Origin of the sequence: Brevundimonas sp. (assembly GCF_046295075.1) — a bacterium.
Lineage (GTDB): Bacteria > Pseudomonadota > Alphaproteobacteria > Caulobacterales > Caulobacteraceae > Brevundimonas.
Genome location: NZ_JBKBOC010000008.1, coordinates 64,106 through 80,484, shown reverse-complemented (window position 1 = coordinate 80,484; position 16,379 = coordinate 64,106). Strand labels below are relative to the sequence as shown.

The 16,379-nt window shown below is 67.5% G+C and carries 16 protein-coding genes; 3 read left to right on the top strand and 13 right to left on the bottom strand.

The window, feature by feature from the left end:
* Positions 1 to 23: 23 nt before the first annotated feature.
* Positions 24 to 2,729: a [protein-PII] uridylyltransferase gene (gene glnD, locus ACK4MH_RS08615; protein WP_409717082.1), complete on the bottom strand. Its 2,706-nt coding sequence runs from the start codon at positions 2,727 to 2,729 to the stop codon at positions 24 to 26.
* Between the two features lie 44 nt (positions 2,730 to 2,773).
* Positions 2,774 to 4,606, bottom strand: a complete 1,833-nt coding sequence (typA, locus tag ACK4MH_RS08610; RefSeq protein WP_135194301.1) for a translational GTPase TypA — start codon at positions 4,604 to 4,606, stop codon at positions 2,774 to 2,776.
* Between the two features lie 231 nt (positions 4,607 to 4,837).
* On the opposite strand from typA, the gene ACK4MH_RS08605 reads away from it, so the two are divergent.
* On the top strand, positions 4,838 to 5,137 hold the full coding sequence (locus ACK4MH_RS08605) for a hypothetical protein (RefSeq protein WP_409717079.1): 300 nt from the start codon (positions 4,838 to 4,840) through the stop codon (positions 5,135 to 5,137).
* Here the strand turns inward: ACK4MH_RS08605 and ACK4MH_RS08600 are convergent.
* The 7 genes from ACK4MH_RS08600 to ACK4MH_RS08570 all read right to left on the bottom strand — a co-directional run bounded on the left by ACK4MH_RS08600 (position 5,134) and on the right by ACK4MH_RS08570 (position 9,366).
* Positions 5,134 to 5,610 carry a GNAT family N-acetyltransferase gene (locus ACK4MH_RS08600; RefSeq protein WP_409717077.1) on the bottom strand — a complete coding sequence of 159 codons (477 nt, stop codon included), beginning with the start codon at positions 5,608 to 5,610 and terminating at the stop codon, positions 5,134 to 5,136. The two genes, ACK4MH_RS08605 and ACK4MH_RS08600, sit on opposite strands and share 4 nt — an antisense overlap.
* Positions 5,611 to 5,621: 11 nt before the next feature.
* A complete protein-coding gene (locus tag ACK4MH_RS08595) occupies positions 5,622 to 6,110 on the bottom strand; it encodes a DUF6265 family protein (protein ID WP_409717075.1) in 489 nt (162 codons plus the stop codon).
* Positions 6,111 to 6,143: 33 nt separating this feature from the next.
* Complete coding sequence (locus tag ACK4MH_RS08590) at positions 6,144 to 6,965, bottom strand: DUF6597 domain-containing transcriptional factor (protein ID WP_409717073.1); 822 nt, start codon at positions 6,963 to 6,965, stop codon at positions 6,144 to 6,146.
* A gap of 1 nt (position 6,966) precedes the next feature.
* Positions 6,967 to 7,401: a DUF1178 family protein gene (locus ACK4MH_RS08585; RefSeq protein WP_409717071.1), complete on the bottom strand. Its 435-nt coding sequence runs from the start codon at positions 7,399 to 7,401 to the stop codon at positions 6,967 to 6,969.
* A 7-nt stretch (positions 7,402 to 7,408) separates the two neighbouring features.
* Positions 7,409 to 8,248: a carbon-nitrogen hydrolase family protein gene (locus tag ACK4MH_RS08580; RefSeq protein WP_409717069.1), complete on the bottom strand. Its 840-nt coding sequence runs from the start codon at positions 8,246 to 8,248 to the stop codon at positions 7,409 to 7,411.
* Between the two features lie 4 nt (positions 8,249 to 8,252).
* Entirely contained in the window at positions 8,253 to 8,510 is a 258-nt protein-coding gene (gene grxC, locus ACK4MH_RS08575) for a glutaredoxin 3 (protein WP_409717067.1), read from the bottom strand.
* A 61-nt stretch (positions 8,511 to 8,571) separates the two neighbouring features.
* A complete protein-coding gene (locus ACK4MH_RS08570) occupies positions 8,572 to 9,366 on the bottom strand; it encodes a ComF family protein (RefSeq protein WP_409717065.1) in 795 nt (264 codons plus the stop codon).
* Between ACK4MH_RS08570 and ACK4MH_RS08565 the strand changes: the two genes are divergently transcribed.
* Entirely contained in the window at positions 9,365 to 10,267 is a 903-nt protein-coding gene (locus tag ACK4MH_RS08565) for a methyltransferase domain-containing protein (RefSeq protein ID WP_409717063.1), read from the top strand. The genes ACK4MH_RS08570 and ACK4MH_RS08565 overlap by 2 nt on opposite strands.
* On the opposite strand, the gene ACK4MH_RS08560 is transcribed toward ACK4MH_RS08565, so the two are convergent.
* The 4 genes from ACK4MH_RS08560 to ACK4MH_RS08545 are packed head-to-tail and all read right to left on the bottom strand — an operon-like array spanning position 10,264 to position 13,161.
* Positions 10,264 to 10,455, bottom strand: coding sequence for a Flp family type IVb pilin (locus ACK4MH_RS08560; protein ID WP_409717061.1), 192 nt, complete (start codon positions 10,453 to 10,455; stop codon positions 10,264 to 10,266). The two genes, ACK4MH_RS08565 and ACK4MH_RS08560, sit on opposite strands and share 4 nt — an antisense overlap.
* A 24-nt stretch (positions 10,456 to 10,479) precedes the next feature.
* Positions 10,480 to 10,893 carry a (deoxy)nucleoside triphosphate pyrophosphohydrolase gene (locus tag ACK4MH_RS08555; RefSeq protein ID WP_409717060.1) on the bottom strand — a complete coding sequence of 138 codons (414 nt, stop codon included), beginning with the start codon at positions 10,891 to 10,893 and terminating at the stop codon, positions 10,480 to 10,482.
* A complete protein-coding gene (gene argJ, locus ACK4MH_RS08550; protein ID WP_409717058.1) occupies positions 10,890 to 12,278 on the bottom strand; it encodes a bifunctional glutamate N-acetyltransferase/amino-acid acetyltransferase ArgJ in 1,389 nt (462 codons plus the stop codon). Before argJ ends, ACK4MH_RS08555 begins: the two co-directional genes overlap by 4 nt.
* Position 12,279: 1 nt before the next feature.
* Entirely contained in the window at positions 12,280 to 13,161 is an 882-nt protein-coding gene (locus tag ACK4MH_RS08545; RefSeq protein WP_409717056.1) for a peptidylprolyl isomerase, read from the bottom strand.
* Between the two features lie 288 nt (positions 13,162 to 13,449).
* Between ACK4MH_RS08545 and secA the strand changes: the two genes are divergently transcribed.
* Entirely contained in the window at positions 13,450 to 16,299 is a 2,850-nt protein-coding gene (secA, locus tag ACK4MH_RS08540; protein ID WP_409717054.1) for a preprotein translocase subunit SecA, read from the top strand.
* Positions 16,300 to 16,379 lie beyond the last annotated feature (80 nt).

Sequence of the window (16,379 nt, the reverse complement as noted above, 5' to 3'; positions counted from 1 at the left end):
AGGGCGCGGAGGAAGACTTTCGCTTAGCGCGCTTGCTCGCCGGGCGATACGGGCTTCGCGCGCGGGCTGCGGCGGCCCAGGTCCGAGACGTCGCGGGCGCTGGCGCGGGCTGATGCGACCTTGCGGCCTGCGGGGGCGGGCGCGCGGCTGTCCAGTACGGCTTCCAGGGCCGTGCGCAGTTCGGCGATCCGCTGTTCGGACGCAACCTTGCGGCCTTTGCCATCGACCACATAGAAGCTGTCCACCGCCCGCTCGCCATAGCTGGCGACATGGGCGGAGCGGATGTTCAGGCCTTCGTCGTTGAACACGCGCGACAGGGCCGCCAGCAGGCCGGGCCGGTCGGCGCAGGACACCTCGACCACGGTGGCGACCTCGCTGGCGTGGTGATCGACCATGACCACGGGCCGCACCTCGAAGGCCGCCTTTCGGGCGTTGCCGGTCGGGTCGGGCGCCTTGCCGATGCGGCCGTCGCCGCGCGCCGCCTTCTCCAGCGCCTCGACCAGGGCCTTGAGCCGACGCGGTTCGGCCTGGCCATAGGGCAGACCCGCTCCGTCCTGAACGCGGAAGACGTCCAGCACCAGACCCTCGGGCGTGGTCGCCACGCGGGCGTCGGTCACGTCGGCGCCCAGAGCCGCCATGGTCTGGGCCAAGTCCGCGAACAGGCCTGGCCGGTCGGCGGCGGCGATGGAGATTTCGGTGGTCTGGACCGCCAGCCCCGCCACGGGGGCGGTCGGCGCGGCCTCGGCGGCGGCGCCTGTCTGGCGCGCACGTTCGACCAGGGCCGGGTGCTCCGCCAGCGGGTCTTCACGCGCCACGTCCTCGCCCCGGAAAAGGCCGGCGACCTGGTTGTAGAGGGTGCGCATCAACTGACCCTTCCAGCCGTTCCACACCCCCGGCCCCACCGCCCGGATGTCGGCGACGGTCAGCACCAGCAGCATTCGCAACCGCTCGGGATCGCCCACCAGTTCGGCGAAGGCGCGGATGGTGGCGGGGTCCGACAGGTCGCGCTTCTGGGCATAGTCGCTCAGCGCCAGATGGCTGCGCACCAGCCAGACGACCAGTTCGATACGGCGCGGATCGACGCCCAGCCGTTCGCAGGCCCGGCGCGCGGCGATGGCGCCGTCCTCCAGCTGTCCCCGCTCCCCGCCCTTGCCCACGTCGTGCAACAGCATGCCCAGCATCAGGGCTTCCATGTCCGAGATCAGCTGGACGATTTCGGTCGCCAGCGGGTGGTCGTCCTTCAGCTTGCCGCGGGCGATGTCGTTGATGATGCCGATGGCCTGCAGCGTGTGCTCGTCCACCGTATAGGCGTGGTACATGTTGAACTGGGTCTGACCCACGATCCGCCCCCATTCGGGCAGGAACCGACCCAGCAGGCCCGTCTCGTTCATGATGGTCAGGACGCGATAGGGCCGCTGGCCATGCGCCAGAATGTCCAGAAAAGCCCGCGTCGCCGCCGGATCGCGTCTCAGCCGGGGCGTCACCAAGGACAGCGACCGGGTCACGGCCGAAAAGGCGTCGGGGTGCAAATCCAGGTCGTGACGATCCGCACAGACGAACAGGGTCAGCAGCTTGACCGGATCGGCGGCGAACACCTCCGGCCCCTCGACCGACAGCCGCCCCTGATCGACCCAGAACCCCTCCACCTCCATCTTGCGGCGGGCGGGTCGGAACGGGGTCATCAGCCGCGACAGCCCCTGCGCCGTCTTCTGATGTCGCGCCTCCAGCTTGGCCGACATGGCGCGGGTCAGGGCGCCGACGTCGCGCGCGACCAGGAAGTAGCGGCGCATGAACCGCTCGACCGCCGGCTCGTCGCCCCGCCCCTGCCAGCCCATGCGGCGGGCCACCTCGGGCTGCATGTCGAACGTCAGCTTCTCCTCGGCCCGTCCCGCGATCAGGTGCAGATGGATACGAACGCGCCACAAGAAGTCGAAGGCGTCGTCGGAGGCGCGACGCTCGCGCGAGGTGAACATCTCGTCCATCACCCTGGCGCCTAGCCGGCTGTCGGGCGCCAGGGACCGCGCGATCCAGTACAGGGTGTTCAGGTCGCGAAGCCCGCCCTTGCCGTCCTTGACGTTGGGTTCGACCTTGTAGCGCGTCACGCCCGCCTTCTGGTGCCGGACGGCCCGTTCTTCCAGCTTGGCGGCGATGAAGGGGCGCGGGTCGGACTTGGAGACCATGTCGCGGAACCGGCCGATCATCAGGTCCGACAGCCGTTCGTCGCCGGCCAGATGCCGGGCCTCCAGCAGGGTGGTCCGCACCGTCATGTCGGTGCGCGACAAGGTCAGGCATTCCTCGACCGAGCGCACCGCCGGTCCGACCTTGATGCCCAGGTCCCACAGCACATAGAGGACGAACTGGATGACGCTCTCCCCGCGCGGCGTGGCCTTGGCCGGGCGCAGGAACAGCAGGTCCAGGTCGGAAAAGGGCGCGAGCACGCCCCGGCCGTAACCCCCGACCGCCACCAGGGACAGCCGTTCGCTCTCGACGGCGGAGACGGGGAACAGGACCTGGGTGGCGACCCGCCACAGGCTCGCCAGCATGTCGTCGGCGGCTGTGGCGTACAGGCGGGCGACATCGCGCCCCTTCATGCCCCCATCCAGCTTGCGCTCGGCGCGGGCGCGGGCGGCGTCATAGGTCTCGCGCAAAACGACAGAGACCGCCGCGCGCGGATCTCCCGCGCGGGCGGCCTCGTCAAGGCGGTCATCCAGACTGGGCGAAACGGTCATGTCAGCCACCTATAGGCCGCATCCCCCTTCGCGTCAGTGAGGGATTACTCGGGGCGAACGCGCTTCTTGCGGAACGACGGGTTCAGCGTCTGCTTGCGCAGGCGGATGGACTTCGGCGTCACCTCGACCAGCTCGTCGTCGTCGATGTAGGCGATGGCCTGTTCCAGCGACATCTGGCGCGGCGGGGTCAGGCGAACGGCCTCGTCCTTGCCGGAGGCGCGGACGTTGGTCAGTTGCTTGCCCTTGATCGGGTTGACGTCCAAGTCGTCCCAGCGCGCGTTCTCGCCGATGATCATGCCCTGGTAGGTCTTTTCGCCGGCGCCGACAAACATGACGCCGCGATCTTCCAGGTTCCACAGGGCGAAGGCCGCCGTGTCGCCGTCCGAGTTCGAGATCAGCACGCCCTTCAGACGGCCGGCGATCGCGCCCTTGTATTCTTCGTAGTGGCTGAAGACCCGGTTCAGCACGCCCGAACCGCGCGTGTCGGTCAGGAACTCGCCCTGATAGCCGATCAGCGAGCGCGACGGGCACTTCAGGCTGATGCGGGTCTTGCCGGCGCCCGACGGGCCCATGTCGGTCATCTCGGCCTTACGGGCCGACAGCTTCTCGATCACGATGCCAGAGAACTCGTCGTCCACGTCGATCATGACGTCTTCGATGGGCTCCATCTTCTCGCCGTTGGGGCCTTCCTGGAAGACCACGCGCGGACGCGAGATTGAGACCTCGAAGCCTTCGCGGCGCATGTTCTCGATCAGAACGCCAAGCTGCAGTTCGCCACGGCCGGCGACCTCATAGGCGTCGCCGCCTTCGGTCGTGGTGACGCGGATGGCGACGTTGGCCTCGGCTTCTTTCAGAAGGCGGTCGCGGATGACGCGCGACTGGACCTTGTCGCCTTCGCGGCCGGCCAGGGGGCTGTCGTTGACCGAGACGGTCATGGAGATGGTCGGCGGATCGATCGGCTGGGCCGGCAGGGCGTCGGTGACTTCCATGGCGCACAGGGTGTCGGCCACGGTCGCCTTGGACATGCCGGCGATGGCGACGATGTCGCCCGCTTCCGAACCTTCGTCCAGGGCCTGACGCTTCAGGCCGCGGAAGGCCAGAACCTTGGTGATGCGGCCGCGCTCGATTTCCTTGCCTTCACGGTCCAGGGCGTGGATCGCCATGCCGGGAACGGCCTTGCCGCTCTCGATCCGGCCGGTCAGGATCCGGCCCAGGAAGGGGTCGGACTCGATCAGCACGTTCAGCATCTGGAACGGCTTGTCGCGGTTGTCCTGCACCTTGGGCGCGGGGACGTGGTCGACGATCAGGTCGAACAGCGGGGCCAGGTTGTCGTTGGGGACGTTCAGATCCATCGTCGCCCAGCCGTTGCGGCCCGAGGCGTAGATGTGGGGGAAGTCCAGCTGCTCGTCCGTCGCGCCGATGGCGGCGAACAGGTCGAAGGCCTCGTTGTGGACCCGGTCGGGATCGGCGTGGGCGCGGTCGACCTTGTTGATGCAGAGGATCGGCTTCAGACCCATCTTCAGCGCCTTGGTCAGCACGAACTTGGTCTGGGGCATGACGCCCTCTTCGGCGTCCACCAGGATGACGCAGCCGTCCACCATGCCCAGGATGCGTTCGACCTCGCCCCCGAAGTCGGCGTGGCCGGGGGTGTCGATGATGTTGATGCGGGTTTCACCGGCCTTGCCGTTCCAGAGCACCGAGGTGCACTTGGCCAGAATGGTGATGCCGCGCTCTTTTTCCTGGTCGTTGGAGTCCATCGCGCGCTCGGTCTGCGCCTCGTTGGCTCGGAAGACGCCGGACTGGGCGAGCAGTTGGTCCACCAGGGTCGTCTTACCGTGGTCGACGTGGGCGATGATGGCGACGTTGCGCAGGTTCATTTGATAATCGCGAAAAGGCGCGGCCGGCATACGGGCGGCCGCTGGTCATGAAAAGGCATGCGGGAGGCGCGCGCCTCTTACAGGCATGTGGACAGAAACACCAGAGCGGGCGTTCACAGCTGTGATTTCCAGCTTACCGATATTTCATCTGCTGAGCCGCATCTGATGACATCCGCCATCGCCTCTTTTGCATGAAAAGCCTGATCCAGGCTCGGTTTCAAAGCGGAGATGATGATGTTGGGACTTATGCTTGCGGGCGCTCTCCTCGCTGGCGATGCGCCGGACATGCGCGTCGATGCTCAGGGTCTGCACATGGCTCGACCGGGTGAAGCCTTGATCCTTGCGGGGCGTATCCGGGTCGCCAGCCATGAATGGTGCGCCGCGCATCGCGCGCGCCTGACGCCTAACTCTTTGGGCGATCCGCTGGTCTGCGAACGCGAGATGAGACGCCGGGCCTACAACGCCATGCCGCAGACCCACCGCACCAATTTCGTGAGGGCGGGCGGTCAGACCGCCCTCAACCGGCCCTAGAGCAGTCTTGTCATATAGCGGGCATCGGACCCGTAGCTGGCCAGTTTCGCCGCCATCCCTTCGGTCGCCTGCTCCACGAAACCGTGCCGGGACCAGAAGCGGACCGCGTCGTTGACCGCGACCAGGGCGATGGCGGGCCAGCCGTCCTCAGTCGCCTGTTCCGCCAGACGCTCGACGACCGCGCCGGTGACCCCGCCGCCTCGCGCCTCGGGATGCAGGGCCAGGTCATGCAGATAGATCAGGGCCGGTTCGGCCGGCAGGCCCTCGATCACCCTGTTCAGCGGCGGCGCGCTTTCGGCCCGCCACGGATAAGCGATCAGATAGCCGTTGGGCGCAGCGTCGCCCTCCGCCAGCACGAAACAGCCGCGCGGATACAGCGCCAGCCGGTTCTGGAAACAGGCGCGATCCTCGAAATGATCCGGGAAGGACAGGCGGGCGACCTCGACCACCGCATCGATGTCGTCAGGCCGCATGGGCCGCCAGTCTAGCCCGGCTGTGGGCTGGGGCAGCGCGCGTTCAGTTCCGCCTTCTGGAAGCGCCATCGGATGATCCTTTCCTGACCGTCCAGCACGCCTTCGATCCGGGCGTTCAGGACATCGCCCTCGCGTTCATAGACGACGCGCTTGGGAAAGTCGTCGTCGGCCGCCTGTTCGAAAACGACGCGGTGCGGACCGGCGTCGATCACTGGAAACACAGTCACAGCCTGGCCTTCCGGGTGGGCGAAATAGGCCAGTGGGGTATCTGGGGGCGCGGCCGGGGTCGGATCGAGGGGGCCGATGCGGGACAGTTCCCACCCCGCCCGGCCGTCGCGCACGGTCAGCGAGGTTCCCAGCATCAGCCCCAGACGGGGATCGGTCCAGGTCTCGCCGACCTCGCGCGCGCCCTCGCAGGACAGCCAATAGCCGGACATCCAGCCCAGGTCGGGTCGCAGGTCCGCATGAAGCGCAGCGGCGAATAGTAGCGGGGTCAGCATGGTCGTCTTCCCTCTCCGGTCTATGCGTTCAGACTAGACGGGCTGCGCTTCCGACGGCTTGTAGGTTTGCGACGCGATGGCGCGGGCCAGTTCGTGCTGCTCGCGCGCCCATTCGGTGGCGGTGCAGCCCAGGAAGCGGCGGAAGTCGCGCGCCATCTGCGGCTGATCGAAATAGCCGGCCTCCAGGCCGGCCGCGAGCCAGCTCTCGGCCCCGTCCGGGTCGGCGGCATGATCGAACACGCGGCGAAAGCGAAAGATCGAACGCAGCAGGCGCGGCGACACCCCGACCCGATCCGCAAACCGGCGCTGAAGGGCGCGTTGCTCGGATGGCGATCGGGCCGGCGCCGGACGATCGGCCGTGGCGTCCTCGATCTCGGCGCGGATCGCCGGATCGATCGTCCAGTCTGCGGCCCGCACCTGCGCCTCCAACCAGGCGGCGATGGCCGCGACCTGACCCTTCGGATCCCCGGTCGGAGCCACGAACCCGGCCAGGCGCTCGACCATGTCCAGCCGCCGGTCGGTCGCCTCGCTCAGCGACCGCCCCAGAAAGCCGCGTGCCCCGTCAGGCTCGAACCGAACGGCGACCAGTTCGGTCGGACCGGTCGGCCGCATGACCAGGGGGCGGGTCATCTGCCCCGCGAACAGGACCGAGGGCTGAAGGCGGAATTCGCCATCGTCGCCCTGTTCCGTATAGGGGGCGCCCAGGTCGAAGATCAGTTCGGGGCAGCCATCGGGCGCAATGCGTTGGATGGTCGGTGATGGATTGGGTGCGGCATAGGTCCAGATCACGCGGACGAACGGCCTCAGTGCCGGCGGCGGCGCAAACTCCTGATACCGTTCCTCCCCCGAGGCCACCTCAGTTGACCTTGGACGGGTCCGGCGGGGCGTTGGGCAGGGCCGAGACCGGCACGCCGTCGTCCTTCAGCTTCCTGACCTCGGCGGGCGTGGCCTCGCCATAGATTTCGCGCTTCTCGGACCTGCCCTCGTGAATGTCGCGAGCTTCGCGGGCGAACGTGTCGCCGACATAGTCGAAGTTGGCCTCGACATGGGCGCGCACCTCGCGGGCGGCGGTCATCATCAGGGTCTGCATCTTGGCCGCGACGTCCGACGCCGGATCGGCCTTTCGCGCCCCGCTGACGGCTGGGGCCATGATCGCCTTCTGAACCGAATGCGAGCCGCAGAACGGGCACTCCACCAGGCCGCGCCCCGCCTGGTCGTCAAAGTCGGACGAGGAGCCAAACCAGGCCTCGAAGTCGTGGGCCTGGTCGCATTTCAGGGCGTAGCGGATCATGGGACAATCAAACGGCGGGCAGGAAATCGCGATCGTGGGTCAGGGCGGGCACCGCCGCACGCGCGCGGGCCACCGCCTCCATGTCCAGCTTCGCCGTCACGATGCAAGGCTCGTCGTGATCCGCCTTGGCGATGATCTCGCCCCAAGGTCCGACGACGGTGGATCGACCCCAGGTGCGGCGCCCGTCCTCGTGCAGGCCGCCTTGCGCCGGCGCCAGGACGAAGGCGCCGGTCTCGATGGCGCGGGCGCGCAGCAAGGTCTCCCAGTGCGCTTCGCCCGTCGGGGCGGTGAAGGCGGCAGGCACGGCGATCATCGACGCCCCGGCCTTGGCCAGCTGGCGATGCAGATGGGGAAAGCGGATGTCGTAGCAGATGGTCAGGCCCAGCCGGCCCCAGGGCGTATCCGCGACCGCCGCCCCGTCACCGGGCCGCACCGTGGCGCTCTCGCGATAGGTCTCGCCGTTCGGCAGGTTCACGTCGAAGACATGCAGCTTGTCGTAACGGGCGACGATCCCGCCTGAGGCATCGATCAGCAGCGACCGATTGGCGGCGCGGCCGTCTCCGGCATGACCCGACTTGACGATGGCCGAACCGATCAGAAGCCAGACGCCCAATTCCGCCGCCAGACGACGCAGACCCAGCACGACGACATTGGCGTCCTCTTCCGTGATCGCGGCGTCGCGACGGTCCCGGCGCTGCTCCAGGACATTGGTCCCTTCCGGCGTCAGGATGAACTTCGCCCCGCCCGCCGCCGCCTCGCGGATCAGGGGCTCGACATGGGCCAGGGCCGCTTCCGCCGTCGCCGGCGTGCTGGTCTGGATCAGGGCGATGTCGAGCCCGCCGCTCACGGGATCAGGCCGCCAGAAGCGCGTCGAGCTTGCCGTCGCGATCAAGGGCGTGGACGTCGTCGGAGCCGCCCACGTGCTGTCCGCCGATGAAGACCTGCGGGAAGGTCATGCGGCCGCCGGACTTCTCGACCATCTCGGCCTTCTTGGCGGGATCGTTTGAGGCGACGATCTCGGTGTAGTCGACGCCCTTCTTCTTCAGCAGCGCCATGGCGCTGTAGCAATAGGGGCAGCCGGGCTTGGTGTAGATGACGACGTCGGCCAAATCAGGTCTCCAGAACGTATGTCCCTCAAGCAGCGAGCCGCCGCGCGGGGAGCGATAGGGGTTACATAGTCAGTTCACGGGCGTTTCGCACCCGTGCGATGACCGCCAGGTCCACGCCGCGCGCTCCGGCGTCGAGCAGGGCGCGCGCGCAGGCCTCTCCGGTCGCGCCCGTAGTCAACACGTCGTCGATCAGAAGGATGCGCCGCCCCCGGATCCGACGTCGCCCGGCCTCGGTCACGGCGAAGGCCTTCCTGACGTTCAGACGCCGCCCCCGCTGGCTCTTGCCGCCCTGGCTGGTGGTGTGGGTCGTTCGGACCAGGGCGTCGGGCAGATAGTCGCGGCCTGCGTCGCGGGCCAGCGGTCGGGCGATCTCGGCCGCCTGATTGAAGCGGCGCGACAGCAGGCGAAACGGATGCAACGGCACGGGAACGACCGCATCTGCCGCCTCGACCAGATCGGCGGCGGACCGGCCGATCCAGCGGGCGAACAGGGGCGCGAACTGCTGCTGGTCCCCGTGCTTGAACCGCAGAATCAGCCCTCGCGACGCCTCGTCATACAGACACGCGGCCCGCGCCCGCTGAAAAGCATAGGGCTGGGCGGTGCAGGCGGTGCATCGGTCTTCGGCGAAGACGCCGCCGTCATACTCGAACGCCGCCCCGCAGCCGTCGCAGACCGGCGCCTCCAGAAACCGGATGCGGCTCCAGGCGTCGGGCGTCAGGCCTGCGGCGGCCGTCGCCTCGTGGCTGTCGTGCGCCATCGGCGGCAGGATCAGGTCCGCCAACCCGCGTCCTGCGCCGCGCAACTGTCGCCCCGCCCCTTCCCAGGCGCGTCGCCAGCCCCCATCCTGTTGGTCCATGACCGCCCCCCAATCCCCTTCCGAAGGCCCCCCGTGCATCTTCGACGCCGCCCGTCGTCAGGCGCGACTGGCGCGGTCCGCCGCCCGGTTCGACCAGGCCGACTTCCTGCACGTCCGCGCCGCCGCCAACGCCGCCGAGAGCCTGGAAGCCATCTTGCGCGATTTTCCCGTTGCGGTCGATCTGTCCGCCCATCCAGGGGTGTTCGAGCGCGCGGTTCGGTCCAGTGACGCCGCCGGCCGTGTCGGTCCGATCCTGACGCCCTTGTCCCTGACGCAGCGCGCGGCCCCGGGCGCGGAGGGCCTGCCGCTGGCGGACGGATCGGCCGATCTGATCGTGTCCCTGCTGACCCTGCACTGGGCCAACGACCTGCCCGGCGCCCTGGCCCAGATCCGGCACGCGCTGAAGCCGGACGGTCTGTTCATCGGCACTTTGTTCGGCGCAGGCACCCTGAAGGAACTTCGGGCGATCCTGACCGAGGTCGAACTGGAGGAACGCGGCGGCGCCCAGGCGCGGGTCTCGCCCTTCGCTGACGGCTATGACGGCGCGGCCCTGCTGCAGCGCGCGGGGTTCGCCCTGCCCGTCTCCGACGTGGACCGGTTCACCGTCCGCTATGCCGATCTGTTCGCCCTGATCCGGGACCTACGCGCCATGGGCGAGACCAATGTGCTGCATGGTTCGGTCCGGCCGCTGAACCGCCGCATCGTCGCCCGCGCCGCCGCCCTCTATGCCGAACGTCATGCCCAGCCGAACGGTCGCATCCCCGCGACGTTCGAGATCATTCATCTGGCCGGCTGGAAACCGCACGAGAGCCAGCAGAAGCCCCTGCCGCGCGGATCGGCCAAGACGCGGCTGGCCGATGTGCTTGGCGTAAAGGAAATGACCGGCGAAGAGCCGGGCTAGTTGCCGACGGCCGCCTTCATGGCGGTGGTCAGTTTTTCCATGGTGACGGCCAAACCGCCGTTCTGGGTGTTCGCTAAAGCACTGAACGATGTGATGATCGCCACAAATATCAGCGCGCAGATCAGGCCGTATTCGATGGCGGTGGCCCCGCCGTCGTTACGCAGGAACCGGCCTATAAGACGTCTCATGGCCGGCCTCCTGGTCGGCGGTGATCAGAGCAGGTCGCGCAACCAGGCGACCAGAGGTTCGTCCGCCGGGGGCATGGGATAGTCCGAAAGCTTGTTCGGCTTCACCCAGGCCAGGCCGTCGTGCTCACGCGCCGTGACCACGCCGTCCCACCGTCGGCACAGATACAATGGCATCAACAGGTGAAACGAATCGTAAGCGTGGCTGGCGAAAACGAACGGCGAAAGACAGTTTTCGCTGACGTCGATACCCAGTTCTTCCTTCAGCTCGCGGATCAGCGCCGCTTCGGGCCGCTCTCCCGGCTCGACCTTTCCGCCCGGAAACTCCCACAGGCCGGCCAGCTTCTTGCCTTGCGGCCGCTTTGCGATCAGCACCCGCCCGTCCACATCGATGAGAGCGACGGCGACGACCAGAACGGTGGGAAGCGGCGTGTCGGTCACGAGCGATAATCGCCGTTGATCTCAATGTAGCCCTTGGTCAGGTCGCAGGTCCAGACGGTCGCCGAGGCCCGCCCGGCGCCGACGTCGACCGTGATGTCGATCTCAGGGTTCTTCATATAGGCGCTCATCTTCGCCTCGTCGTAGGTGGCGGACGGGGCGCCCTCGACGGCCGCGACGTTCGGACCGAACCGGATGCCCAGGCGGTCGCGATCCACCGGTTCCTCGGTCTTGCCCACGGCCATGACGACGCGGCCCCAGTTGGCGTCCTCGCCGGCGATGGCGGTCTTGACCAGGGGGCTGTCTGCGATGGACTTGGCCAGCTTGCGGGCCGAGGCGGGGCTGGCCGCGCCGTCCACTGTCACCTTGACGAACTTGGTCGCGCCCTCGCCGTCGCGCACCAGCTGGTGCGCCAGATCCAGCATCACCTTGTCCAGGGCGGCCGAGAAGCTCTTCAGTCGCCGGTCGCCGACCCGACCGATGCGCGGCGCGCCCGAGGTTCCGGTGGCGAACAGCAAGGCCGTGTCATTGGTCGAGGTGTCGCCGTCGACCGTCACGCTGTTGAAGGTTGTGCGGACGTGCAGGCCCAGCAGGGCCTGAAGCACGTTCGGATGGATGTCGGCGTCGGTGACGATGAAGGCCAGCATGGTCGCCATGTCCGGCGCGATCATGCCCGATCCCTTGGCGATGCCGGCGATGCGGACCTTGTAGCCCTCGATCTCGGCTTCGGCGTAGGATCCCTTGGGGAAGGTGTCGGTGGTCATGATGCCCCGACCGGCCCTGGCCCAGGCGTCGGCGTCCAGCCCGTTTTCGATCTCGGGCAGTTTGGCGACGATCTTCTTTTCGTCCAGCACCACGCCGATCACCCCGGTCGAGGCCAGCATGACGTCGCGCTGGCGGCAACCGAACCGTTTGGCGACCTCCGAAGCCGTGCGGCGCGCTGCATCCGCGCCGGCCTTGCCCGTGAAGGCGTTGGCGCAGCCGGCGTTGACCACCAGGGCGCGCACGTCCTTGCCGCCGTCAGGGCCCGTCAGATGCTTTTTGCACCAGTCCACGGGCGCCGAGCCGATCTTGTGGCGGGTGAAGACCCCGGCGCAGCTGGTGCCGCGCGCGAAGCGGAACACCACCAGGTCGTCGCGCTCGTGCTTGTAGAAGCCCGCGCGGGCGGTCGCGATCTCGACCCCGCCGATGGGCGGAATGGTCGGGAAGGGCACGGCCAGGGGCGAAATCTTCAGTCCCGGTTTGCCGGCGACGGGCGCGGGCGTCGTGGCCGCCAGGTCCGATCCCGGCGTGCGCGTCGCGCGCTTCAGGGCCGTGGCGAACGGGTCCAGCGCCTTTTCGAATGCGTGCTCGATCTTCTGGCCGGTCGTGGAGGGGGGCTTGGTCATGTCAGGCGGCCGGTGCGGGAGACGGGGTGGACGACGCGGTGGACGACGGGGCCGGCGCGGATGCGGCGGGCGGCGACTGTGCCGGCAGGCGCACATCGACCTTGGCCTTGCCGCGCAACTGTTCCAGCAACTGCCGCACGCCCTCATAGGTCAGATAGCGCACGATCTGGGGACGCGCCTGCTCCAGCGTCGGCGGGTTCTCTTTGCGCCGATCCTCGACCCGCAGCACGGCCCAGCCGCCCTCGGTCTGGAACGGGCCGACGGTCGATCCAGCCGGCTTGTCGCGCAGGGCGTCGGCATAGGCTTGCGGCATGACGTCCAGCGTCGAATAGCCCAGGTCGCCGCCCGAGAAGCGCGTCGCCTCGTCCACCGACCGTTCCGCCGCCACCGCCTCGAACCCGGCGCCCTGGCCCAGGATGCCGATCACGGCGTCGGCCTCGGGCTTGGTGCGCGACAGGATCAGGCGCACCCGGATCTCTTCCGACGTCTTCGCCAGCCGAAGCTGTTCATTATAAAGGGTCTGCACGGCCTGGTCGGATACGGCCTTGTTGACCACGCTCTCGACCAGCATGTCGCCCAAAATACGCTCGCGGGTCGCCTCCAGGCGTCGCTGCGCCAGGGGCGAAGAATCCAGTCGCCGCCTTTCGGCCTCGCCGGCCAGCAGCTTCTGGTCGATCACCTCGTCCAGCACGCGGCGGAAAAGATCGGAGGTCGCATCCAGCGCCTCGCCCTCGCCGATCAACCCCTGCGCCACGGCCTCGCGCTTCACGTCCGAGGCCCAGATGGTCTCGTCCTGCACCGTCGCCACGGCCTGGTCGCCCTGTTCAGGCGGACGGTCGTCGCCAGATTGCGAACAGGCGGCCGTCGAAAGGACAGCGGCCAAAAGCGCCGTCGTCAGGAGGTTCGAAGGTCGGCGGAAGGGGGTCAAGGGGGCGCTCCGTCGAAGGCGGCCGAAAGCCCCTCGCGTTGACAGGGGTTAGGCCGGTGCTTAAGTCCCGCCTGCGCCCAAGTCGAGGGGTTTTGATCGTCTGCGCGGCCCTTCGCGCGCGCCTGATGCGGCGCTCCGGGGCCGTGATCGTTCAGGGCCTCTCTCGCGGCGTCCGTATCGCCGCCCCTCACGGGATTTCAGAGCCGCTCAGCTCGCAGACGCTCGACCGCTACCGGATCCAACATGCTCGGCTTCGCCAAGAAACTTTTCGGCTCTTCCAACGACCGCAAGGTCAAGGCCTTCCAGGACCACGCCCAGCGCATCAATGCGCTGGAGCCCAAGTTCGCGGCCCTGTCCGACGACGAACTGCGGATGATGACCGACGCCTTCCGCGACCGGGTGGCCAATGGCGAAACGCTGGACAAGATCCTGCCCGAAGCCTTCGCCGTGGTGCGCGAGGCGTCCAAACGGGTGCTGGGCCAACGTCAGTATGACGTCCAGCTGGCCGGCGGCATGATCCTGCACGAAGGCGGCATCGCAGAGATGCGGACCGGCGAGGGCAAGACCCTGGTCGCCGTGGCGCCCGTCTATCTGAACGCCCTGCCCGGCAAGGGCGTGCACGTCATCACCGTCAACGACTATCTGGCCCGTCGCGACGCCGAGACGATGGGCAAGGTCTATCGCTTCCTGGGTCTTGAGGTCGGCGTCATCGTCAACGGCCTGTCTCAGGGGCAGCGCCAGGCGGCCTACAACGCCGACGTCACCTACGGCACCAACAACGAGTTCGGCTTCGACTATCTGCGTGACAACCTGGTCTATGACCGGCGCGAGATGGTGCAGCGCCCGCACAATTTCGCCATCGTCGATGAAGTCGACTCCATCCTGATCGACGAGGCGCGCACGCCGCTGATCATCTCGGGCCCGACCGAGGACCGTTCGGACCTCTATAAAATCCTCGACGGCCTGATCAAGGAACTGATCAAGGACAAGGACGCCTACGAGCTCGACGAGAAGCAGAAGCAGGTTCTGCTGACAGAACTGGGTTCGGAACGGATCGAAGAGGCGCTGGAGGCGGGCGGTCACTTCGCCGCCGACACCACCGGCCTGTACGACGCCGCCAACATCAGCCTGGTCCACCACGCCAACCAGGCCCTGCGCGCCAACACCCTGTATCAGCGCGACAAGGACTATATCATCAAGGGCGGCGAGATCGTCCTGATCGACGAATTCACCGGCCGTATGATGACCGGCCGTCGCCTGTCCGAAGGCCTGCACCAGGCCATCGAGGCCAAGGAAGACGTCAAGATCCAGCCCGAGAACCAGACCCTGGCCTCGGTCACGATCCAGAACTATTTCCGCCTGTACGAGAAGCTGTCGGGCATGACCGGCACGGCGGCGACCGAGGCCCAGGAATTCGGCGACATCTACAAGATGGACGTGCTGGAGGTGCCGACCAACCGGCCGATCCAGCGCAAGGACTACGACGACGAGGTCTATCGGACCCACGCCGAGAAGAACCAGGCCATCGCCAAACAGATCGCCGAATGCCACCTGGCCGGTCAGCCTATCCTGGTCGGCACCGTGTCGATCGAGCGTTCGGAACAGCTGTCGGACCTGCTGAGCAAGTTCGAATACAAGGTCGAGGTCTCGCGCGCGCTGAAGCCGGAATATGCGGGCAAGGCCAAGGAGGCCGAGAAGATCGGCGACGCCGCCTATGACATCACCTACGAGACCAAGCTTCGCGGCATCCCGCACAGCGTCCTAAACGCGCGCCAGCACGAGCAGGAGGCCTATATCGTCGCCGACGCCGGCCTGCCGGGCGTGGTGACCATCGCCACCAACATGGCCGGCCGCGGCACCGACATTCAGCTCGGGGGCAACCTCGAAATGAAGATGCAGAAGTGGATGCTCGAACAGCGCAACATGGCTGTTGAGGTCACGCCCGAGATGGAGAAGGCGCAAGAGACCCAGTTCAAGGCCGACATCGCCGTCCAGAAGAAGATCGCGCTGGACGCCGGCGGCCTGTTCGTCCTGGGCACTGAGCGTCACGAGAGCCGCCGGATCGACAACCAGCTGCGCGGCCGCACCGGCCGTCAGGGCGACCCCGGCACCTCGAAGTTTTACCTGTCGTGCGAGGACGACCTGCTGCGCATCTTCGCCGGCGACCGTCTCGACTCGATCATGAAGACGTTCGGCGTGGCTGAGGGCGAGGCCATCACCCACCCCTGGCTGAACCGCGCCATCGAGACCGCCCAGAAGCGCGTCGAGACCCGCAACTACGACATCCGCAAGAACCTGCTGAAATACGACGACGTCGTGAACGACCAGCGCAAGGCCGTGTTCGAGCAGCGTCAGGAGTTCATGGACTCCGAAGACCTGTCCGAACTGGTCGGCGACTTCCGCCGCGACGTGGTGTCCGACCTGGTCGAACGCTACATGCCGCCCAAGGCCTATGCCGAACAGTGGGACATCGACGGCCTGGACGAAAAGGTCCGCTCGACCCTGGGTCTGGAACTTCCGCTGCATGACTGGGCCGCCGAGGAAGGAGTGTCGAACGAGGAGATCGAGGACCGGCTTCTGGCCGCCGCCGACGCCCGCGCGGCCGAACGCCTGGAGCAGATCGGCGCCGACCAGACGCGCGGCCTCGAAAAGCAGTTCATGCTGCAGATGATCGACATGCAGTGGCGCGAGCACCTGGTCCATCTGGACCACCTGCGCGGCGTCATCGGCCTGCGCGGCTACGGCCAGCGCGACCCGCTGAACGAATACAAGACCGAGGCCTTCTCCCTGTTCGAAAGCCTGCTCTACGACCTGCGCCACAACGTCACCCGCTGGCTGATGACGGTCGAGTTCCGCTTCCAGGCCCCGCCCGAACTGCCCGAGTTCCAGGAAATCCACCTGAACCCCGGCACCGGCGAGAACGAGATGGCCAATCCGTCGGCCCAGAACCCCGAAGGCACGCTGATCGGCGACGATCGCTCCAAACTGCCGATCGAGATGCTGCCCCCAGGTTGGGAAATGACCGGCCGCAACTCGCCCTGCCCCTGCGGCTCGGGTCGCAAGTTCAAACACTGCCACGGGGCTCTCGTTTAAGAGGCGCGCTATCGCTCGCCGCGCGGCGGCTCGCTGCTTGAGCGCTTGGCGCGACGGCGGTTAGGCCGGTAAGAAAAGGG